17 protein-coding genes are annotated in these 20419 nt (G+C 74.0%); 7 read left to right on the top strand and 10 right to left on the bottom strand.

Annotated features, from left to right (window positions below; all coding sequences use genetic code 11):
• Positions 1-71: 71 nt before the first annotated feature.
• A complete protein-coding gene (locus ACIPWA_RS15760) occupies positions 72-1745 on the bottom strand; it encodes a bifunctional phosphatase PAP2/diacylglycerol kinase family protein (RefSeq protein WP_400291507.1) in 1674 nt (557 codons plus the stop codon).
• A gap of 141 nt (positions 1746-1886) precedes the next feature.
• On the opposite strand from ACIPWA_RS15760, the gene ACIPWA_RS15755 reads away from it, so the two are divergent.
• Positions 1887-2555 carry a response regulator gene (locus tag ACIPWA_RS15755; protein ID WP_056653332.1) on the top strand — a complete coding sequence of 223 codons (669 nt, stop codon included), beginning with the start codon at positions 1887-1889 and terminating at the stop codon, positions 2553-2555.
• Between the two features lie 95 nt (positions 2556-2650).
• Here ACIPWA_RS15755 and ACIPWA_RS15750 read toward each other — a convergent pair whose 3' ends face one another.
• From ACIPWA_RS15750 to ACIPWA_RS15735, 4 genes are all read right to left on the bottom strand, one after another.
• On the bottom strand, positions 2651-3841 hold the full coding sequence (locus ACIPWA_RS15750) for a GAF domain-containing sensor histidine kinase (RefSeq protein ID WP_400291505.1): 1191 nt from the start codon (positions 3839-3841) through the stop codon (positions 2651-2653).
• A 316-nt stretch (positions 3842-4157) separates the two neighbouring features.
• Positions 4158-4754 carry a hypothetical protein gene (locus tag ACIPWA_RS15745; protein WP_400291504.1) on the bottom strand — a complete coding sequence of 199 codons (597 nt, stop codon included), beginning with the start codon at positions 4752-4754 and terminating at the stop codon, positions 4158-4160.
• A gap of 153 nt (positions 4755-4907) precedes the next feature.
• Positions 4908-6131 carry a hypothetical protein gene (locus ACIPWA_RS15740; RefSeq protein ID WP_400291502.1) on the bottom strand — a complete coding sequence of 408 codons (1224 nt, stop codon included), beginning with the start codon at positions 6129-6131 and terminating at the stop codon, positions 4908-4910.
• Between the two features lie 50 nt (positions 6132-6181).
• Positions 6182-6721 (bottom strand): hypothetical protein, encoded by a 540-nt coding sequence (locus ACIPWA_RS15735; RefSeq protein ID WP_400291500.1) that lies wholly within the window; start codon positions 6719-6721, stop codon positions 6182-6184.
• 321 nt (positions 6722-7042) lie between these two features.
• Here ACIPWA_RS15735 and ACIPWA_RS15730 point away from each other — a divergent pair, with 321 nt between their 5' ends.
• Entirely contained in the window at positions 7043-8887 is a 1845-nt protein-coding gene (locus tag ACIPWA_RS15730) for a M15 family metallopeptidase (RefSeq protein ID WP_400291499.1), read from the top strand.
• A gap of 323 nt (positions 8888-9210) precedes the next feature.
• A complete protein-coding gene (locus ACIPWA_RS15725) occupies positions 9211-11007 on the top strand; it encodes an ABC-F family ATP-binding cassette domain-containing protein (RefSeq protein WP_400291497.1) in 1797 nt (598 codons plus the stop codon).
• A 72-nt stretch (positions 11008-11079) separates the two neighbouring features.
• On the opposite strand, the gene ACIPWA_RS15720 is transcribed toward ACIPWA_RS15725, so the two are convergent.
• Both ACIPWA_RS15720 and ACIPWA_RS15715 read right to left on the bottom strand, forming a co-directional pair.
• Positions 11080-12252 carry a PrsW family intramembrane metalloprotease gene (locus tag ACIPWA_RS15720; protein WP_400291496.1) on the bottom strand — a complete coding sequence of 391 codons (1173 nt, stop codon included), beginning with the start codon at positions 12250-12252 and terminating at the stop codon, positions 11080-11082.
• Complete coding sequence (locus ACIPWA_RS15715; RefSeq protein ID WP_400291494.1) at positions 12249-12875, bottom strand: hypothetical protein; 627 nt, start codon at positions 12873-12875, stop codon at positions 12249-12251. Before ACIPWA_RS15715 ends, ACIPWA_RS15720 begins: the two co-directional genes overlap by 4 nt.
• A 167-nt stretch (positions 12876-13042) precedes the next feature.
• Between ACIPWA_RS15715 and ACIPWA_RS15710 the strand changes: the two genes are divergently transcribed.
• Together ACIPWA_RS15710 and ACIPWA_RS15705 are read left to right on the top strand one after the other, a co-directional pair.
• A complete protein-coding gene (locus ACIPWA_RS15710) occupies positions 13043-13579 on the top strand; it encodes an aminoacyl-tRNA deacylase (RefSeq protein ID WP_400291492.1) in 537 nt (178 codons plus the stop codon).
• A gap of 118 nt (positions 13580-13697) precedes the next feature.
• On the top strand, positions 13698-14042 hold the full coding sequence (locus ACIPWA_RS15705) for an STAS domain-containing protein (RefSeq protein WP_068626372.1): 345 nt from the start codon (positions 13698-13700) through the stop codon (positions 14040-14042).
• Here the strand turns inward: ACIPWA_RS15705 and ACIPWA_RS15700 are convergent.
• Positions 14039-14332 carry a hypothetical protein gene (locus tag ACIPWA_RS15700; RefSeq protein WP_400291490.1) on the bottom strand — a complete coding sequence of 98 codons (294 nt, stop codon included), beginning with the start codon at positions 14330-14332 and terminating at the stop codon, positions 14039-14041. The genes ACIPWA_RS15705 and ACIPWA_RS15700 overlap by 4 nt on opposite strands.
• Positions 14333-14452: 120 nt before the next feature.
• On the opposite strand from ACIPWA_RS15700, the gene ACIPWA_RS15695 reads away from it, so the two are divergent.
• A complete protein-coding gene (locus ACIPWA_RS15695) occupies positions 14453-15757 on the top strand; it encodes an exonuclease SbcCD subunit D (protein ID WP_400291488.1) in 1305 nt (434 codons plus the stop codon).
• A complete protein-coding gene (locus tag ACIPWA_RS15690; RefSeq protein WP_400291486.1) occupies positions 15757-18972 on the top strand; it encodes an AAA family ATPase in 3216 nt (1071 codons plus the stop codon). The genes ACIPWA_RS15695 and ACIPWA_RS15690 overlap by 1 nt, the downstream gene beginning before the upstream one ends.
• A 6-nt stretch (positions 18973-18978) precedes the next feature.
• Here the strand turns inward: ACIPWA_RS15690 and ACIPWA_RS15685 are convergent, their stop codons facing one another.
• Positions 18979-19755: a uracil-DNA glycosylase gene (locus ACIPWA_RS15685; RefSeq protein WP_400291484.1), complete on the bottom strand. Its 777-nt coding sequence runs from the start codon at positions 19753-19755 to the stop codon at positions 18979-18981.
• Between the two features lie 19 nt (positions 19756-19774).
• A complete protein-coding gene (locus ACIPWA_RS15680; protein WP_400291482.1) occupies positions 19775-20149 on the bottom strand; it encodes a VOC family protein in 375 nt (124 codons plus the stop codon).
• Positions 20150-20419: the final 270 nt, after the last annotated feature.

The following is a 20419-nucleotide window of genomic DNA, read 5'->3' as shown; positions in this document are numbered from 1 at the left end:
CCGGGGCGGCAGGTATCGGTTCAGGCCGAGTCGTCGTCCAGGAGACGGGCCGTCCCCGGACCCGCTCGGCCTCAGCCCGCCGTCGGATCGGTGGGTGCGTAGATCCGGAGACCGCCGCGCACCATGGTGAGCGTCGCGTCGACGACGCGGTCGCCGTCGATCTCGAGCGTCTCGCCGTCGTGCGCGAGGATCACCGGGTCGTGCGGTGTCCCGTCCCCGAAGCGCAGCGCGAGGTCGGGCGTCGTCCACGAGTCGACCGCGAGGTGGCGTTCGAGAGGCTGGACGCGCTGCGCGAGCGAGGACGCGCCACCGCCCGCGACGGTCTCGAGGAACAGCCGGACCCGGCTGTAACGCTTCTCGGCGCGGCCCGTGCGGACGTCGAGCACGCCGTCGTCGAGCCGGACGCGCTCGACAGGGGCGAGGTTCTGCGGGACGTACTTGTTGACCCCCGCGAAGAACGACCAGTAGGAGCCGACCACGCCGTCCACGGACAGCCGCAGCGGGGCGGCCGAGCGCAGGACGCGCGAGGTGGCCCACACGGTCGCGGGCCACTTCCCGAGCCGCTTCTCGGCGCGCTCGCGCTGCGAGACGAGCTCGGGGTAGATGCCGAGCGAGAACGTGTTGAGCACCGTGAGCGGGTCCTTGCCGTCGACGCGCAGCTCGGCGACGTCGACGCTCACGCCCGAACCGGTCCGGACCGCGTCGACCGTCGCGGACATCGACGTGAGGTCGGCCGCCTTGGCGAAGTGGTTGAGCGTCCCGCCGGGCAGGACCACGAGCGGGAGCCCGTGCTCCCGGGCGGCCGCAGCCGCTGTCGAGACGGTCCCGTCGCCCCCGCTGATCCCGAGCGCGACGGCGGGGCGGACGTCGTCGGACTCCGTGCCGGGGCCCGCCGCCCCACCGGACCCCACGGGCACGCCGCGGGCCGCGCGGTCGTACAGCTCGCGCAGGTCGTCGCCCTCGGCGAGGACGTGCACCCGGGCCCTGGGGAGGTCACGGCGGAGGACCTCGAGCGGGTCCTCCTTGAGGAGGCGCCCGGACCCGGCAGACGTGTTGACGACGACGAACAGGCCCTCGCCGTCGGCCAGCGCGGGCACGTCGGTGGGCGGCCCGGCGGGCACGTCGGGTGCGGGGCCCGGGGGAGAGGGCACGAGCCACCTGCCGAGCACGGCGAGCCCGACCCCGAGCGCAGCACCCCCGACGACGTCCGAGAACCAGTGCGCCCCCACGTGCAGCCGCGAGTACATGACCGCGCCGGCGACGGGCGCGACGACCAGCCCGGCGGCGGGCCACTCGAGGGCCACGCCCGTCGCGAACGCGGCAGCCGACGCCGAGTGACCGGACGGGAACGAGGGGGTGGTCGGGTAGCGGCGCAGCCGTCGCACGAGCGGCAGCACGTCCGCGGCGGGACGATCGCCACCGAACAGGCCCTTGCCGAGCAGGTTGGCGGCCGCGCTCGCGACGGCGAGCGTCCCCAGGCCCCGTACCGCCGCCCGGCGCCCTCGGGCACCCGTCGCGGCCAGCCCGGCGCCGAGCCCCATCCACAGGACGCTGTGGTTCGCCGCCGTCGAGAGCCGCACGAGCGCGGCATCGGCCTGCGGGCCGAGCCGTCGCCCGAAGGTCCGTTCGTTCATGCGGCGGTCGAGCCGGCCGATCGCGGGGAAGGCCTCGTGGGGCTTGATGAGGCCCGTGAAGCGGGGCTTCCGCCGACGGTTCCGGACGGGGACGGAGGAGGACGACGGCATCCTTCCACCGTAGGGCCGCCCCGCCGGCCCTGCCCGCCCGCGCGCTGTGACGTCGAGCCCGCGCTCCTGCGGGAGCGGCGCCGTCGGGCCTCCTGCTCGTCCGGCACCCTCGTTCTGACACAACTCCGATAAGTTCTCCCTATGGGCACCACCCCCGACCCCATCCGGGTCTTCCTCCTCGACGACCACGAGGTCGTCCGCCGTGGCGTCGCCGCCCTCCTCGAGGCCGAGGACGACATCCAGGTCGTCGGCGAGGCCGGCACGGCCGCGTCGGCGCTGCCGCGCATCCGTGCGGTGCGACCGGACGTCGCCGTGCTCGACGTGCGCCTGCCCGACGGCTCGGGCGTCGAGGTCTGCCGCGACGTGCGCTCCGAGATGCCGGAGATCGGCTGCCTCATGCTCACGTCCTTCGCGGACGACGAGGCGCTGTTCCAGGCCGTCCTCGCGGGGGCCTCGGGCTACGTCCTCAAGCAGATCCACGGGTCCGACCTCGTGGGCGCCGTGCGGACCATCGCGGGCGGCGGCTCGCTGCTCGACCCGGTGAGCACCGCGCGCATCCTCGACCGGCTGCGGACGCCGCAGGCCCAGGAGGTCGACCGCCTCGAGGGGCTCTCGCCCCAGGAGCGGCAGATCGTCGACCTGATCGGCGAGGGCATGACGAACCGCCAGATCGGTGAGCGCCTGTTCCTCGCGGAGAAGACCGTCAAGAACTACGTGTCGCACATCCTGTCGACGCTCGGGCTGCAGCGCCGCACGCAGGTCGCGGTCCTCGCGACCGAGATGCGCACCGAGGACCGCCCGCGCGGCTGAGCCGCACCGGCGCAGGGCATCGCCCGACGACGGAGCGTGGGTCGGGTGCGCGGGTCGCCCTGGCCAGCAGGTCCGGACCCCGCCCGAGGAACGACTCAGGCGTTCGGGATCCTCCACACGAGCGCGGTCCCGCGGCCCGTCGGGACCGCGGTCGACGGGGCGGCCTCGGTAGCCCTTGCGCCTACGACCTCCCGTGCCACGGCCTCGGCGGGCCCCACCGCGAGCTTCCCGCGCAGGGCCTCGGCGCGCGTCGCGAGGTTGTGCAGCCCGCCGCGGTGGTCGCCCGCGTCGACCCCTTCGCAGCCGATCCCGTCGTCGACCACCGAGAGCGTGATGGCGTCGTCCGTGACCTTGAGCCGCACGTCGACGCGCGAGGCCCGTGCGTGCCGGGCCACGTTCGTGAGCGCCTCGCCGACCACGACCACGAGCTGGTCCGCGACCTCGGCGGGCACGAGCGACGAGTCGTCGCTCTCGATGATGACCGACGGGGCGAACCCGAGCGCGGGGGTCACGGCGTCGGCCGCCGCGGTCAGCCTCTCCTGGAGGCTCGCCTCGGGGGGAGTCGTGGCCTGGAGCGCGAAGATCGTCGAGCGGATCTCCCGGATGGTGTCGTCGAGGTCGTTCACGGCCTCCTCGACGCGCGAGCGCACGATCTCGTTCTCGATGTGCTTGGTCGTGCTCATGAGCGTCATCGCGGACGCGAAGATCCGCTGGATGACGACGTCGTGCAGGTCCCGGGCGATGCGCTCGCGGTCCTCGAGCACCGCGACGCGGCGGCCGTCCTCGTAGAGACGGGCGTTGTCGACCGCGACGCCCGCGGCGGCGGCCAGGGCGCGGACCGCGGCCTCGTCGTCCTGCGTGAACGGGGAGCCGTCGCGCTTGTCCGTGAGGTAGAGGTTGCCGTAGACCGAGTCGCGGACCTGGATCGGCACGCCGAGGAACGAGTGCATGGGCGGGTGGCCCGCGGGATAGCCCGACGCCGCGGGGTAGCCCTCGATCTTGTCGACCCGCAGGGGGTGCGGGTGCCGGATGACCTCGCCCAGCAGGCCGTGGCCGTGGGGCCAGTGGCTGATCGCCTCGACCTCGGAGTCCTCCATGCCGACGGGGACGAACCGGCCCAGCCGGTCGCCGTCGCGGACCCCGAGCGCGCCGTAGCGGGCTCCGGTGAGGTCCATGGCGGCCTCGACGATGCGGCGGAGCACGGTGTCGAGGTCGAGGTTGCTCGTGATGGCGACGACGGCGTCGAGCACGCGGTGCGCGACGGCGGACGGGAGGGACTCGGTCACCCACGTGAGTCTGTCAGATGTACGGACCGGAGCTGGCCTCGGGAGGACCGGGACGGTGCTCTCCCACTGGTGGTGGGTCTTCAGGTATTCCATGACGAACCCCCTCGATCTGGACAGTCCCGGCACCCGCCGCGGGTTCCGACGGGTGTGCCCCCGGCCGGTCGGCGGGTGGCCGACCGGCCGGGGAAAGAGCGACGGCCCTCCGGGAGGTGACCGGGAGGGCCGTCGGGCGGGCCGGGGTCTCGCGTTCCCCGTGATTCCCGCGTCTACCTGGGTGTATCGCCGTGGCGAGCGGATCGCGTCGCCGAACCGGGGATCAGACCAACCAGGAGTTCTTGCGGACGAGCGGCAGGCTCTTCCACTGTCGGCCGAGGCCGAGGGTGTCGCCGGCGCCGATCATGGCCAGCGAGATGATCGCGAGGGCCTCGACGACGTGGCTGTCGATGATGGGGTTGGTGGTCAGGGGCAGCGACGCGAGGTACATGAAGCCGAGGAGGACGGTCCCGGCGATCGCCGCGATCCGCATCCCGATCCCGATCATCAGGGCGAGCCCGATCCCGAGGAGGCCCGCCATGAAGAGCCAGTCGGCCCAGGCCGCGCCGGCCATCCCGTTGAAGAAGCTCGCGAACGGTCCCTGGACCCCGCCGAGGAAGCCGGCCGTGGGGCTGCCCCCGTTGATCCAGGCCCGCTCCGAGGGGGTCGAGAACCCGAGCCCGAAGGTCTTGTCGAGGAAGGCCCACACGAAGTAGAAGCCCATGACGATCCGGAAGATCCCCAGGACGATCTGGGTCGGGAGGGTGCCGCGGACCGCGAGGCTCGCGGTCGTGGTCGCCCCGGTGACCTCGTGAGGGACGGCACGTACTGCTCGGGCCGAGCGGGCCGAGCCGGCCGGGCGTTCGATCGTTGCACTCATGTCGTCTGTCTTCCTCGTCTCCAGGACCGGATCCCCTTCCGGTTCGTTGACTCCATTCCACCGGAGCGCGAGGGGCGTGACCTGGGGCGAAGGTCGAGGATCTCGGGGGACCTAGGTCCCGTCGTGAGGCTCGGCGCGGACGCAGCGGCAGGTTCAGGAGAACGCGGGATACCCGCCCGACGGCGAAGGTCCCCACTCGCGCTCGGCCCACGCGACGCCGTCGGACAGGAGGGACGCGATGCCCGGGGTGACGTCCCGCAGGTGCTCGGCGCCCCAGCGCCACCGGGACAGCACGAGCTGGCGGTACGACGGCGAGCGCCCCTCGGGCCCCACGCGCGGGCGGTCCTCGACCGCTCCGTCGAGCAGCCAGCCCGTCATCGCGAGGATCCAGCCTGCGCAGGCGACCAGCACGTCGTGGGTCCAGGCGGGCTCGACGACGGCGTCGGGAAGGTGTCGGCCGAGCCCCGCGGTGAACGCCGCGAGGAGCTCGTCGGTCAGGCCGGGCGGCGGGTCGAACACGCACCAGCACGTCGAGAACGGCATGAGCGTGTAGGCGGCGTCGAGCGCGGGGTGGTGGGCCGTGGTGTCCTCGAGGTCGAGGAAGACCCAGCCGGCGGGTGTGAGGACGGCGTTGTCGGGACACGTGTCGCCCGGGGAGACGACGACGGCGCTCCCCGGCGCACGCAGGCTCGCGAGGGCCTCGAGGTCGTCGTGCAAGAACGTGAGGGTCGCGTCGAGCGGGTCGCGCGCGAGGTCCGTGGGCGTCGGCAGGGCCGCGACGAGCCGGTGCACCCCGGCGCGCGCGTCCGCGTCGAGGTCCCACCCGCGCACGACGCCGCGGGCCGCGAGCTCGGCCGAGAACCGCTCGACGTGCGGCCCCGAGGCGCCCGCGAGCTCGCCGAGCGCGGTCGCCCACGAGAGGGCTCCGTGCCAGGCCGCGTCGCGGTCGGTGCCGAGCAGCAGGTCGGCGAGCGTCGGCCCGTCGCCGACGTCGCTCATGACGAGCAGGCGGTGCGCCTCGTCCACCGCCAGGAGCACGGGCGTGCGGTCGAGCGCCAGGAGCCCTGCGACCTCGTGCTCGAACGGCAGGCCGTGCGTCCCGGGGCCGTCGAGGAAACGCTTGACGACGACCGTGCTGCCCGCGGCGTGCGCGGCGGCGCGGGTCGTGTCGAGGCGGTCGGTCGTGAGCCCCGCGACGACGCGGGCACGGACGACGAGGGATCTCGTCGACCCGCCGAGGGTCTCGGGCTCGGCGAGCGCAGCCCCCAGCGCGGCGCCTGCGAGCGCGAGGGTCTCGTCGAGGTCGAGGTCGAGGTCGAGGTCGGGCACGGGCGTGCGGGCGAGCGCTGGCTCGGGCGGGGGAGCGGCGGACGGCATGCCTCAGTCTGCCCCGCGGGCTCCTCGCCCGGCGGGGTGCGACACGGCCGTCAGGACGTGGCGTCCTCGACGTCGGCCGAGAGCTTGTCGACCTCCGTGCGGAGCTCGTCGAGCTTCGAGCTCACGGCCTGGTCGGCGGACTCGACCGCGTCGGACGCGGACTGGAGCCGCGCCGAGGCCTCGTCGAGCCGGGTGCGTGCCTCGGCGACACGTTGCTCCGCCTCCGCCTTGGCGTCCTCGCTCGCGGTCGCGGCCTCGTCGATCGCGGCCTGGAGGTCCTGCGACGCGGTCTGCGCCGAGGTCACGGCCTCCTCGACCTGGGCGCGCTTGTCCTCGGGCAGGGAGCCGAGCCCGTCGACGAGGGACTGCACGTCGGCACCGATGGTCTCGGCCTGGGCCTTGGCGTCGTTCAGGAGCTGGTCGAGCTGGTCGCTCGTGATGGTGAACTCGGGCAGGGTGATGCTCCCGTCGTCGCCGCAGGCGCCGAGCAGGGACGTGGACAGCACGAGCGCGAGCCCGACGGCGGCACTCCGGCGGGTGCGTCGGGTGCGCTGCGCGGGGGGCGCCTGGAACGGGTTCGAGGTGTCCATGCGCCCATTGTGCTCGCGCAACCTGAGAAGTCACCCTCAGTGTTCATCCAGGAGGGGTGGCGTACACGCCGTTCGTCGTCCAGGCTTGAGTTTGGCCTTTCTCGCGATAGCCTCGCTACGTCGAAAGACGCAAGACCGGACAATTGGAGTCTCGTGGTGACCTTGCCGACGCACCGTGTGCGTTCACGCCGCCCTGCGGGAGCAGCAGTGAGCCCGCACGACGAGGCAGGTCCCGTCACCGGCTCGTCCGTCCGCGTCGACCCCGTGGTGGCGACCGACGCTCCGGTTGTTCCTCCTTCTGCCACGACGCCTCCGTGCCGCGTGGCGAGCGCCCGCCCGCGTCCCGCGTCCCGTGCCGTCCCGTGGATCCTGTCGACCACTCTCGTGCTCGGGTCGGTCATGACCGTCGGGTTCGTGGGGTCGTCGATCACGCACCGTGAGTCCTGGTCGGTCGAGTACGCCGCGCCGGAGACCCCGACCCCGGGTGCGGCGTTCGGCGTGCTCCCCGCCGCCTACGAACCGCCCCACGAGGACGTCCAGCTCGAACGGGTCGTCGCTGCGGTCGACCGCTCCGACGAGTACATCGCGACCGAGGCGGAGGTCCCGGACGGCGTGCTCCAGGCCCGCTCGGAGCTCGGGATGCTGCTCGCCACCTACCAGGCGCAGCAGGCTGCCGCCGGTGGGAGCGCTCCAGGGACGAGCGGCGGGACAGGCACGAGCGGGGCGGGGAGCTTCTTCCCGGACGGCCTGGCCACCCCGCCTGCCCCTGCACCGTTGTCTCCGCTGGCTCCGGTCGTTCCCGACGACCCTGCGGCTCCGGGCTCCTCCGGTGTGATCGAGGGGCCGGCTCCCGCACAGGCACCCGCCGAGGTCGTGGACGCCGCCGCGGCAGCGCACAGCCTGTCGTCCGGCCTGCCCGCGGGGGACGTGCCAGCCGGCGCGGCGGACGCCCTGGCGACCGACCTCGCTCCCGTCCCGCCCGAGCCCGAGCCCACGGCCCCGGCCGCGCCGGACGCGGCAGGCGGGGACGCGCCGTCGGGCACGGTCCCGGACGGCGCCGCGGCGCCCGACGACACGATCCTTCCCGACGGGACGGTCGAGGACGGGCAGCCGCTCCCCGGCGACCTCACGGACGACCCGACCGACGAGGACGCCCCCGACCACGACGACCTGGTGACGCTCGACGACGTCGTCGTCGCCGCGACCCGGCTCGCAGAGCTCATGGGACCGTCCTACGCGCTGGCGCCCGGCGACGTCCTGCCGGCAGCAGGCATCACGGCCGCAACCGGTGGCACGCTCGCCGACCAGCTCGCGGCCGTGGTGGCCAAGTACGCCGACAGCACCGCGCAGTACGGCAACGGACTCCTGCCGGACTCGGTGCTCTGCGGTCTCGACTTCGCCTCCGGGCACAGCCTGCGCTGCGACGCCGCCGAGCAGCTCAACGCGCTCGCGGTCGAGTACCAGAAGGAGTTCGGCAAGCCGCTCCGCATCACCGACTCGTACCGCAGCTACGACGCGCAGGTCGCGGTCAAGGCCGCCAAGCCGTACCTCGCCGCCGTGCCGGGCACCTCGCAGCACGGCTGGGGCCTGGCGATCGACGTCGGGCAGCCCGTCTCGACGGGCCGCAGCGCCGAGTACCTGTGGATGCGGCTGCACGCACCGGACTACGGGTGGGACAACCCGTCGTGGGCGCGGCTCGACGGTCGCAAGCCCGAGCCCTGGCACTTCGAGTTCTACGCGGCGGGTGCCATGCCGGACCGCTACACCGGGGGAGACCCCGCGACGCCGTCGACTCCTCCCGTGAAGCCGACGACCCCGCCCACGACGCCGCCGAGCCCGGCCCCCACGCCGAACCCGACGCCCACGACACCCGCGCCGACGGACCCGCCGACCCCGACGAACCCGCCGACCCCGACGAACCCGCCGACGACGGCGCCGCCGACCGAGAAGCCGACGGACCCGCCGACGACGGCGCCGCCGACCGAAAAGCCGACGGACCCGCCGACGACGGCACCGCCGACCGAGAAGCCGACGGACCCGCCGACGACGGACCCGCCGACGACGGCACCGCCGACCGAGACGCCGGACCCGACCCCCACTGCGACACCGACCTCCGACCCGACGTCGACGGCCTTCGCGACCCAGGAGCCCACGGCGACCCCGTGACGACCGCACGACGAGCGGCGCGCGTCCCTGCGAGGGGACGCGCGCCGCTCGCGTCCCACCTGCCTGTGCCTTCCAGGGGCGCCGGGGACGAGAGGGTGGGAGTGGACGCAGGCGGCGGGAGCAGCCCGACAATGCGGTCGCGGGGCGCCGAGGCGACCGCGTAGGGTGGGGGCCATGTGGATCTGAGCCTGCCCGCGAGACCCCCTTCCTCTCGCGCCCCGACGTCGCCCCGCGACGTGACGACCTCGTCGCGTCCCGGCAGCGCTCGACGTCGGCAGGCAGCCTCCTGTGCCGCCGTGGCGCCCTTCCAGTCAGGTGACCCCATGCCCCATGCCTCTCCGTCCCTCCTCACTGCCACGGACCTCACCAAGTCCTACGGCGACCGCACTGTCCTGGCGGGGGTGAGCCTCGCCGTCGACCCCGGCCACCGGACCGGCCTGGTCGGTGAGAACGGCGTCGGCAAGTCGACGCTGCTGCGGCTCCTCGCGGGGGTCGAGGACCCCGACTCCGGAGTCGTCACCCGACCGGCCGACCTCGGCTACCTGCACCAGGAGTTCCCCTACGGTCCGACGACGACCGTCGGCGAGGTCGTCGAGGACGCCCTCGCGGGGGTCCGGGAGATCGAGCGTGAGCTCGAGGCGGCGGCTGCGGCCCTCGCTGAGCTGTCAGAACCTGGCCGGAGTGCAGCCCGGCCCAGCTCTGACGACGGGTCCGCCGACGTCGATGCCCTCACCGCGGCCTACGACCTGGCCCTCGCGCGCGCCGAGCAGTCGGACGTGTGGGGGGCAGACGCCCGCGCGTCCCGCGCGCTGGCCGGCCTGGGCCTCGACCTGATCCACCGCGGCCGCCTGGTCGCGCGGCTCTCGGGCGGTCAGCGCACGCGCCTCGGCCTCGCTGCGCTCCTCATCCGCCAGCCCGGCGCGCTCCTGCTCGACGAGCCGACCAACCACCTGGACGACGAGGCCGCCGAGTTCCTCGCGACAGCGCTTCGCGCGCTGCCCGGGGCCGTCCTCCTCGCGAGCCACGACCGGGTGTTCCTCGACGAGGTCTGCACCGAGATCCTCGACCTCGACCCCTCGCAGGAGGCCAGCTCCGCGGGCCGCACGGGCGGCACGCTGTACGCGGGGACCTACCGCGACTACCTGCGGGCCAAGCGCGTCGAGCGTGCCCGCTGGGAGCAGCAGTTCGCGGCCGAGCAGGACGAGCTCAAGGCGCTGCGGCGGTCGGTCGCGACCACGGCCCGCAACGTCTCGCACAACCGTGAGCGCGGCAACCAGTCCAAGCTGCTCTACGACGCCAAGGGCGAGCGCGTGCAGTCGCAGGTCTCCCGGCGCGTGCGCAACGCCCAGCAGCGCCTCGACACGCTCGAGGCGGAGCAGGTGCGCAAGCCCCCGGAGCCGCTGCGGTTCGCGCCGCCGCACCTCGTGCGCGAGCGTGCGACGAGCTCGTCGCCCGGGCGGTCGGGCGGTCGGCGCGGCTCCCAGGGGGCGTCGAACGGCACCGACGGCCTGGCGCTCTGGGCGCGTGACGTCGTCGTGCAGGGAGGGGCGACCGAGCCCGACCCCGCGACGCCCGGCCGTCCCCGCCTCGACCTGCGAGCCGCGGGGGTGCCGTCGATCGACCTCGCGCCGGGCGCCAAGCTCCTCGTGACCGGGGCCAACGGCTCGGGCAAGTCGACGCTGCTCCACGTGCTGGCGGGCGACCTCGTGCCGACGTCGGGCACCGTGGGGCGTGCGCGAGGCGTCGAGGTCGCCCTGCTGGAGCAGGACGTCCGCCTGCACGACGACGAACGCACCCCGCGCGACCTGCTCGCCCTCATCACGGGTCAGGACCCCGCCGACCGCCCGCTCGTGAACGCGCACGGCCTCGTCGCACCACGCGACCTGGACCGACCGCTCGGGATGCTGAGCGTGGGCCAGCGGCGTCGCGTGGTCCTCGCGATGCTCGTGACGCAGGCCCCCGACGTGCTGCTGCTCGACGAGCCGACCAACCACATCTCGCTCGCGCTCGCCGAGGAGCTCATGGCCGCGGTCGAGACGTGGCCGGGGGCCGTGGTGGTCGCCTCGCACGACCGGTGGCTGCGGCGGACCTGGAAGGGCGACGTGGTGCACCTCGGCTGACGGCTGCGCGCAGGGAGCTCGGGGGGACCCGGCGGCTCCCCGGCTCGGGCGCTCGACCGAGCCGCGCGGAGGCTAGGCCGGCACCTCGACGGGCACGGTCAGCCGCGAGCGGATCTCGTGGACGACCTGCTTCTGGACCTCGACCGGCGGCGACCCGTCAGGGTAGATGCCCAGCAGGGTCGCGAGCCGGAGCTGGGCCTCCTGCAGGTCGGCGAGCCGGCGGCTCTCGGCCGCGCCGCCCGCGCGTCGGGCTGCCTTGCGCACCGCCCGCCGCGCGTGGACGGACCGCAGCGCCTCCATCTCGCCCGGCGTCACGACGTCCGCGGGCTGGTCGGCGAGGACCGATTCGAACCAGCGGTGGTCGATGCTCCGGGCGTACCGGAAGACGAGGACGAACGCGAGGATCAGGACCACGTACTTGAGGAAGACCGACGCGAAGGCGCCGGTCTCGGACGACGAGAAGAAGATCTCGGGGGCGTTCCACGCGAAGTGCAGAGCCCAGGCGAGCAGGTACGCCCCGAGGGCCACGCCGATGCGCCGGGCCACGGAGATGCGGAACGCCGTGAGCGCGTAGGCCACGCCGAACCCGGCGATCGCGCTGAACATCACGTGCGCGCCGAACCCGATCAGGACCCTGCTCAGCCCGACCTGGAGCGCGCCCACGGCGTCGGAGTTCGGGTCCATGATCGCGCCCTGCACGATGTAGCTGATGTTCTCGCTGACCTCGAACCCCAGGCCCACCATGGCTCCGTAGATCAGCCCGTTGAGCGGTCGGGTCACGTGCGCTCGCCCCGCGTAGAGGACCAGGACCACACCGAGGACCTTGATGAGCTCCTCGTCGGTCGGCCCCGCGAGGGCAGCCGACCAAGAGGCCAGGCCGACGCGCTCGAGCGCGGAGATCAGGTGGTCGTTCGCGACCACGACGATGGTCGGTGCGGCCACGAAGCCCCACGCGTAGGCCGCGAGCAGCAGGGGGCCCGGCTCGTCCTCGAACAGGTCGAGTCGCCGGATGATCGCCGTGAGCAGCAGCGTGACGAGCGCGGCGAGCAGCACCCCGATCCCGAGGCCCTCCGGGGTGAGCAGCGCGTCCTGGCGGGCCGTCCGGAGCATCGAGAACCCCGTCACGACCAGACAGGCCCAGTAGAGCCAGGTCGCCCACTGGTAGTGGGGGAACAGGCCACGCCGCCGTCGTGCGGGAGCGCCCGTGGGCAGGACCACGGGAACGTTGCGGAGGTGGTCGGTCACGAGATCGTCACCGCCTTCACGAGCGCGGCCACGGCCTCGGCCTGCGCCTGCAGGTCCGACGAGGTCCCGTACGCGAGGATCGAGACGCCTCCCTGGGCGTACTGCCGGGTGACCTTGACCGTGAGCGCTGCCGCGGCGGGGCCGTCCGACCGGAAGACGCCCGAGACCTCGGCCGGGTCGCCCTCGGAGACGATCCGGGCGTCGTACAGGCTCGTGCCGGTCGAGAGCTCGGCGAGCCGGGCCCGTCGCGTGAAGAAGACGTTCGCGTTCTCGACCCCCGAGGCGACCTCGATCTGGACGCCGACGCCGGCGCGGTCCACGGTGAGGCTCGCGCCCTCGAACGTCGACTCGCTCGCGTCGCCCGACGGGCTGATGTCGGCCGTCGTGGACCACCCCTCGGGGAACCGGATCGTCGCGGTCGAGGCGCCGTCGGACACCGTCACGATCCTCCCTGCGGGGATCTCGGTCTCGGTGGGCGGGGTGCCCTCGTCGACGGCGGTCGGGACGAGCCACAGGGCGACCATGGCCAGCAGCACGAGGGTCGTCGCGACCGACCCGACGCGATCCATCCCGAAGCGTCCGCGACGCTCGGGCCGCAGGAGCGGGGGAGGTTCCGGTTGCATCGTGCTCCTCGGGTCGGGGCGGCGGGACGTCCCTCCGATGCAAGCACCGTGCGTACGGGACCGCGACCGCTGGCCAGCGCGGACGACGAGGGGAGGAGACGTGGACGAACTGTGCGGGCCGTTCCCTCGGGCGGTGGGTGTCGGCGGCGGGGCCTAGGGTCTGAGGAATGAGCGAAGAGCGAGCACGCGCCGCACTCGAGGCGTCCGGGATCGACTTCACGATCACCCGGCACGGCCCGGTGGGCTCCCTCGAAGAGGCGGCGGAGGCGCGGGGGATCGACCCGGCGAACATCGTCAAGACGCTCGTGGTCCGCCGCGGTGACGACGACTACCTGTTCGTCCTGGTGCCCGGCGACCGGACCATCTCGTGGCCCAAGCTCAGGTCTCTCCTGGGGGTCTCGCGACTGTCCATGCCGGACAAGGACGTCGCCCGCGAGGTCACCGGGTACGAGCGCGGCACCATCACGCCGTTCGGTTCCACGACCGCGTGGCCGGTCGTCGCGGACTCGCGCGTCGTCTTCCGCGAGGCGGGGGACGTCGTCGGGCAGGACGAGGGAGGGGCGGACCTTCTCGGTGAGCCCGACGGCGCCTCGCCGCTCGTCTCGATCGGCGGGGGCGCGTTCGGCGTCGCGGCGACCGTCGACGGGGCGCGACTTGCCGCCGTCCTGGGCGCGCAGGTCGCGGACGTGACCGAGCCGGTCTAGCCTCACAGGGTTTGACCATCACGGCCCCGACCCCGGGAACACCGTTCATTGCCCGATCGTTGACCAGGAGGACGGTCCGCGAGGACCAGCCTCACCGACTGACGGAGCACGAGAAAGCATGACCATCCCCAGCACCTTGGACGCAGGCATCACCTACGAGGCGACCCCGGAGGGGTCTCTCATCACGCTGTGGGGAGAGATCGACGCAGCCTTGCGGGACCGCGCGAGCGACGCGATGGCGCAGGTCATCACGCACCCAGGTCCCGTGACGATCGACGTCGGTCGGGTGACCTTCATCGACTCCTCGGGCATCGCCTTCATCCTGCAGGTCTACATGCTGGGCTCCGAGGACGGACGCCCCGTGGTCCTGCAGGATCCGACGAGCACGCTCGAGGACCTGCTCGAGATGATCGGCATGGCCGGCACCATCCCCGTCGTGCGGACGGCTTCCGCGGGGTCCTAGGCGTCGTCGCGGCGGTCCTCGACCGCGGGTGGGGTGCCCCACGGGGCGCCCGCGTCGGCGGGCCGTGCGGGCTCGATCCGGTCACTGACGGGTGGCTCGATCCGCAGCGATTTGTCCGGGGCGGGGAGCTCGTGCGGCAGCTTCTGCCGGAACGCCGAGAAGTACAGGCCCACGAGCACGCCCCCGACCATCATGATCGGGAACTGTGCGGCGCTGAACCACATCGCCGAGGAGGCCACGAGCAGGCCGAACGTGACGGGGACGGCGACGTCCAGGGTCCTGCGGTCCACGGGGCCTCCGGTGCTGATCGGTGTGAACGAGGAGCGTAGCGCGCGGGTGGGTGCGGCCCGAGCGCGTGTCACGCCTCGGCACCTGCCGTGCTGTGGGTGGCTCGGGCTACGGTTCGGACCATGCGCATCCTGCACACCTCGGACTGGCACCTCGGCCGGACGCTGCACGGCGTCGACCTGCTGGGCCACCAGGCGGCGTACCTGGACCACCTGGTCGAGGTGGTGCGTTCGGAGGGCGTGGGAGCGGTCCTCGTCGCGGGGGACGTGTACGACCGGGCGATCCCGCCGGTCGACGCCGTGAACCTCCTGTCGGACACGGTCGCGCGGCTCGCGGAGCACGCGGACGTCGTGCTGACGCCGGGAAACCACGACTCGGCGATCCGGTTGGGGTTCGGGGCGTCGCTCATGCGTCCGGGGGTCCACTTCCGGACCCGTGTTCCCGACGTCGGCGCACCGGTGCTCCTGGACCCCGCCTCGCGCGGTGGTTCGGGTGGGCAGGTCGCGGTCTATGCCGTGCCCTACCTCGACCCGGACGCCGTCCGGTGGGAGCTCGCGGACGGCTGTGGCTGTGGGGAGCCGGACGCACCCGAGGCGCACGACGCGCCCCCGCCGACCGCACCCGCCGCCGAGAGGCGACCTCTGCCCCGCTCGCACGAGGCCGTGACGGCCGCGGCCATGCGGCGGATCGCAGCCGACGTGGCGGCTCGTCGGGCGGCCGGCCAGGGCGAACGCGTGCGGAACGTCGTGATGGCGCACGCGTTCGTGGTCGGCGGGCAGGCCTCGGAGTCTGAGCGGGACATCCGGGTCGGCGGCGTGGACTCGGTGCCCGCGGGGGTGTTCGGCGGCGTCGGGGTCGACTACGTGGCCCTGGGCCACCTGCACGGCCCCCAGAAGGTCAGCGTGCCGAGCGATGTTTCACGTGAAACCACAGGCCAGGGCGGTGCAGGCGCGACCATGGCCCGGTACTCGGGGTCGCCGCTCGCGTACTCGTTCTCGGAGATGCACCAGAACAAGTCGACGGTCCTGCTGGACCTCGACGCGACCGGCGAGGCCCGGGCGGAGCTCGTCCCCGCCCCCGTGCCGCGACGGCTCAGCGAGGTCAGCGGCACGCTCGACGAGCTGCTCGGTGCGCCCGGAGACGCGTACACCGACGACTGGCTGCGGGTGTTCGTGACGGACGAGTCCCGGCCCGCCGAGATGTACGCCCGCGTGCGTGGTCGCTTCCCGCACGCGCTCCAGGTCCAGCACCGCCCGCCGCGCACGGCCGAGCGCGAGGTGGTCTCCGTCGTCGGCTCGGGGCGTGACCCGCTCGAGGTGACCCACGAGTTCGTCCAGCACGTCACCGGATCGGGGCCGGGTCCCACCGAGGCCGCGGCGCTGCGCACGGCGCTCGAGCGGGCCCTCGCGAGCGAGCGGAGCGCCTGATGTACCTGCACTCCCTGACCCTCCAGGCCATCGGCCCCTTCGCGGGGACCCACCGCATCGACTTCGCCCAGCTCGCGACCTCAGGGATCTTCCTGCTCGAGGGACCGACGGGTGCGGGAAAGTCGACCATCATCGACGCCGTGGTCTTCGCGCTCTACGGCAAGGTCGCCTCCGAGGCCGCGAGCGAGGACCGGTTGCGGTCGGCCTACGCTCCGCCCGAGGTCGAGTCCTTCGTCGACCTCGTGTTCGAGACCGGATCGGGCGTGTACCGCGTGCGGCGCAGCCCCGAGTTCCAGCGCCCCAAGAAGCGCGGCACCGGGACCACGACCCAGCAGGCGGGCGTCAGGCTCTGGCGGCTCGCGGGGGCGGACCAGGCCGTCCTCGCGGCGGACGGGGCGCCCGGGGAGCGCGCTGACGCGGACGACGTCCCGGGCGAGCTCCTCTCGACGAGGCTCGACGAGGCCGGGCTCGAGATCCACCGGGCGATCGGGCTCGACCGCCGCCAGTTCGTCCAGACCATCGTGCTCCCGCAGGGAGAGTTCGCGAGCTTCCTCCGTGCCGACCCCGAGCACCGCCGCGACCTGCTGCAGAAGGTCTTCGGCACCGAGATCTACGACAGGGTGCAGAGCGAGCTCGCGGCCCTGAACCGCGAGGCGCAGAGCGCGGTCGCCGCGGCCAGGTCGGTCGCCACGGGGTCCGTCGAGAACTTCGTCGGCGCGGCAGGGCTCACGAGCGAGGACGCTGCAGCGTTGAGAGAGGCCGCGCGGGACGACGCACGACTCGCAGGGCCCGTCGACGAGACCCCGGTCCCGGACGACGACCTGTTCGCGATCGCGGGTCTCGCAGCAGACGAGATCCCGACGCTCGCGCCCGTCGAGCCCGGGGCCTCGGTCCGTACGCTCGTCCGCCGCCACGTCGTCGCGCTCGAGCGGGTCGCAGAAGAGCTCGGCGCGCAGGAGATCACGGCCAACACCGTGCTCGTCGCGGCCCGGGAGGCCTTCGAGGCCGCCCGGGCGGTGAGCGCAGCAGCGGCGCGCCGCGATGCACTGCTGGCTGAGCAGGCCGCCCTGGACGCAGCGGCCGAGCAGGTGGCGCTCGACCGGAAGGCCCTCGCGGCCGCGCGTCGCGCGGCCGTGGTGGAACCCGTGCTCGCCGGTGCGCGCCGGGCCGCGCAGGAGGAGACAGCCGCCCAGGAGCGCCTGCTCCTCGCGCGGACCGGCGTGCCCGCGTCGTTGGCGGCGTCCGACGTGTCCGCTCTCGAGGTGCTGCGGTCGAGCCTGTCCGCAGCCGAGGCACGACTGGTGCGGCTGCTGCCCCTGGGCGAGTCGCTCCCGCTTCGTGAGCGGGAGGTGGTCGACGGGCGCAAGGAGGCCGACCGCGACCGCGAGGAACGCAGCCGGACCCTCGCCGACCTCGAGGCCCGCCCCGCTGCTCGGGCCCTGCTCGAGGCGCGCCGCGACACCCTCGCCGACGCCGCCGGTCGTCTCGGCGAGCGTCAGGAGCGGGTGCTCGGGGCCGAGTCGGTGCTGCGTGCCGCCCGTCAGGCCGTCGCGACCGGCGCCGACCTCGAGGTCGCGCGCGGGCGTCAGGACTCGGCGGTCGCCGCCGCGCGCGCCGCATCGGACGCCGAGCACTCTCTGCGGACCGCCTGGCTCGGGGGGATCGCCGGAGACCTCGCAGCAGAGCTGCAGCCCGGCTGCCCCTGCCCGGTCTGCGGCGCCGAGGAGCACCCTGCTCCGGCCCGCACGGGAACCGAGCACGTCGGGCGGGACGTGGTGGAGGCGGCTGAGGCCGCTCGTCGCGCCGCGGAGCAGTCCGTGGCCGAGGCCTCGGCCGAGGCGGCCACGCTCGCCGAGCGGCTCGACGGGCTCCTGCGCACCGCGGGCGGCGTGCCGACCGACGACGCGCAGAGCTCGCTCGACGCGGCCAAGGAGCTGGTCGCGGAGTCCGCCGCCGCGGTCGCCGAGCGTGCCGAGGCCGCGACCGCGCTCACGGACTTCGATACCGCGACCGCAGCCCTGACCGGCCTCGCCGCGAGCCTCGCCGAGCGGATCGCGGGCGAGACCGCCCGCCTCGACGCCCTCGCGACGGGGATCGAGCGTGACCGCCAGGAGATCGCTGCCGAGCTCGACGCGACCGGTCCGCTCCTCGCGGACGCCGCCCTGCCGGACGCGCTGGCCGACGAGGGCTCTCCCGCCAACCCCGTCGCGGTCATCGAGGCCGCCCTCCGTGACCGTGGGATCGCGGTGAAGGCGCTCCTCGACGCCGAGTCCGCCGTGGCCCACGCAGGCGACGCCGTGGCTGCCCGGGCAACCGAGGTCGCGACGGTCGTGGCCGAGTCCGGGTTCGACGACGAGCAGCACGCGCTCGACGCGGCCCGTCCGCCCGCCGAGCGGGAAGCCCTCGAACGGCGGCTCCGCACCGTGGACGCCGACACGGAGCGCGTGCGCCAGGGGCTCGCCGAGGAGTCGATCGCGACCCTGCCCGCGGACGTGGAGGTCGACCTCGACGGGGCGCGCGACGTCGTCGGGCAGGCGGAGACCGCCGAACGGCGAGCCGCCCTCCAGGCCAACGGTGCCGCTCAGCGCGCCCGGCTCGCCGCACGCGCGGCGAGCGAGATCTCCTCGGCCGTGGAGGGGTGGGCTCGGGAGCGCGACGCCGCAGCCCCCGTCGCCCGCATGGCGAGCCTCGCGGCCGGGTCGGGCTCGGACAACGCCAAGGCCCTCTCGCTCGCGACGTACGTGCTGGTCAGGCGGTTCGAGGACGTCGTCGCGGCTGCCAACGAGCGGCTCCGTGAGATGTCCGACGGGCGCTACGAGCTCGAGCGCTCCGACGAGAAGGAGGACGTCCGCACGCGCCGGACCGGGCTCGCGATGAAGGTCCTCGACCACCGCACCGAGGCCGCCCGCGATCCGCGCACGCTCTCGGGCGGTGAGACCTTCTACGTGTCGCTGTGCCTCGCGCTCGGGATGGCCGACGTCGTGACCGCCGAGGCCGGCGGCGTGGACCTGGGCACCCTGTTCGTCGACGAGGGGTTCGGGACCCTCGACCCCGAGACCCTCGAGGCCGTGCTCGGCGAGCTGGGCAAGCTCCGCGCGGGTGGCCGCGTCGTCGGCGTGGTGTCGCACGTCGACGCGCTCAAGCAGTCCATCGCCGAGCGCATCGAGGTCAGACGGTTGCCGAACGGGGCCAGCACGCTCGCGGTGCGGGCGTAGCGCCGGTCAGCCGCCCAGCTCGCGCGCGCGCAGCAGCACCGCGTCGAGCATCTCGGGCGTCAGGCGACCCGTGAAGGTGTTCTGCTGGCTCACGTGGAAGCACCCCAGCAGCGTCAGGCCGCGCCCGTCGGGGTGCGTGATCCGTACCTCGGCCCCGTGCCCGAACCGCGGCCGCGGACGGGGCACCACCCACCCCTGGTCGTCGAGCGTCGCGAGCAGCGCCTGCCACCCGAACGCGCCGAGCACCACCGCGACGCGCGGCCCGACGAGCTCGAGCTCGCGCCCCAGGTACGGCGCGCACGTGTGACGTTCGAGCGGCGTCGGCTTGTTGGCCGGTGGCGCGCAGTGCACGGGCGAGGTGACACGGATGCCCGTGAGGACCAGCCCGTCGTCGGCACGCACCGACGTCGGTTGGTTCGCGAACCCCGTGCGGTGCATCGCCGCGAACAGGAAGTCGCCCGAGCGGTCGCCCGTGAACATGCGCCCCGTGCGGTTCGCGCCGTGCGCGGCAGGCGCCAGACCGACCACGAGGACCGTCGCTCGTTCGTCGCCGAACCCGGGCACGGGCCGGGCCCAGTAGACCTCGTCCCGGAACGAGGCCCGCTTCACGGTCGCGACCTGCTCGCGCCACGCGACCAGGCGGGGGCAGGCTCGGCACGCCACGAGCACCTCGTCGAGTGCCGCGACGCTCCCGGCCGGACGGGCCCGGAGAGGGTACGTGGCGTCGTCGGGCCCGACGGCGCCGCCCGCCTCACGGGGCGCGGCGCCTCGCGGAGGGCTCACTGGCCGGACCGTGCCGATGTCATGCCTGCGGCGTGACGAGCTGCTGCAGCGCCCAGGTGTTGCCGTCGGGGTCCGAGAAGTACGTGAACCGGCCCCACGGCAGGTCCTCGACGGGCGGGGCGTCGATGCCGTGGTCGAGCAGGTGCTGACGGGCCTCGTCGGCGTCGGGCACCACGATCTGCAGACCGCGCTGCCCGCCCGGGGGCATGTCGGTCATGTTGACGTCGAGCACGATCGAGCACGCCGACCCCGGCGGGGTGAGCTGGACGAACCGCAGGTCGTCGTTCACGGGGATGTCGTGGTCGGCGTTGAAGCCGACCTGGTCGACGTAGAAGGCCTTGGCCCGGTCGATGTCCGACACGGGCACGGGGACGAGCTCGAGCTTCCAGTCCATGGTCGTCGCTCCTGGGGTCTGCTGGTGGTCGCGGCCCGCGGGATGACGGGCACCTCTTCACGGTACGAAGAGAAGCGGTCACCCGCTGGCCGGGACCTGAGCTCCTGTCGGGACGAGCACCGGCGTCACGAGCGCGTAGTTGTCAGAAGTGGGGGGGGGGGGGGGCCCCCCCCCCCCCGGAAAAAAAACCGGGGGGGCCCCCGGGGGGCGGCGCCCGGGGGGGCGGGGCCCCCCCCGCGGGGGGGGGAGAGCGGCGGGGTGGGGAAAAAA

The organism is Oerskovia enterophila (genome assembly GCF_044748475.1).
GTDB lineage: Bacteria > Actinomycetota > Actinomycetes > Actinomycetales > Cellulomonadaceae > Oerskovia > Oerskovia enterophila.
Note: the sequence above shows the minus strand (reverse complement) of the source record. Positions and strands in the feature narration are given on the sequence as shown.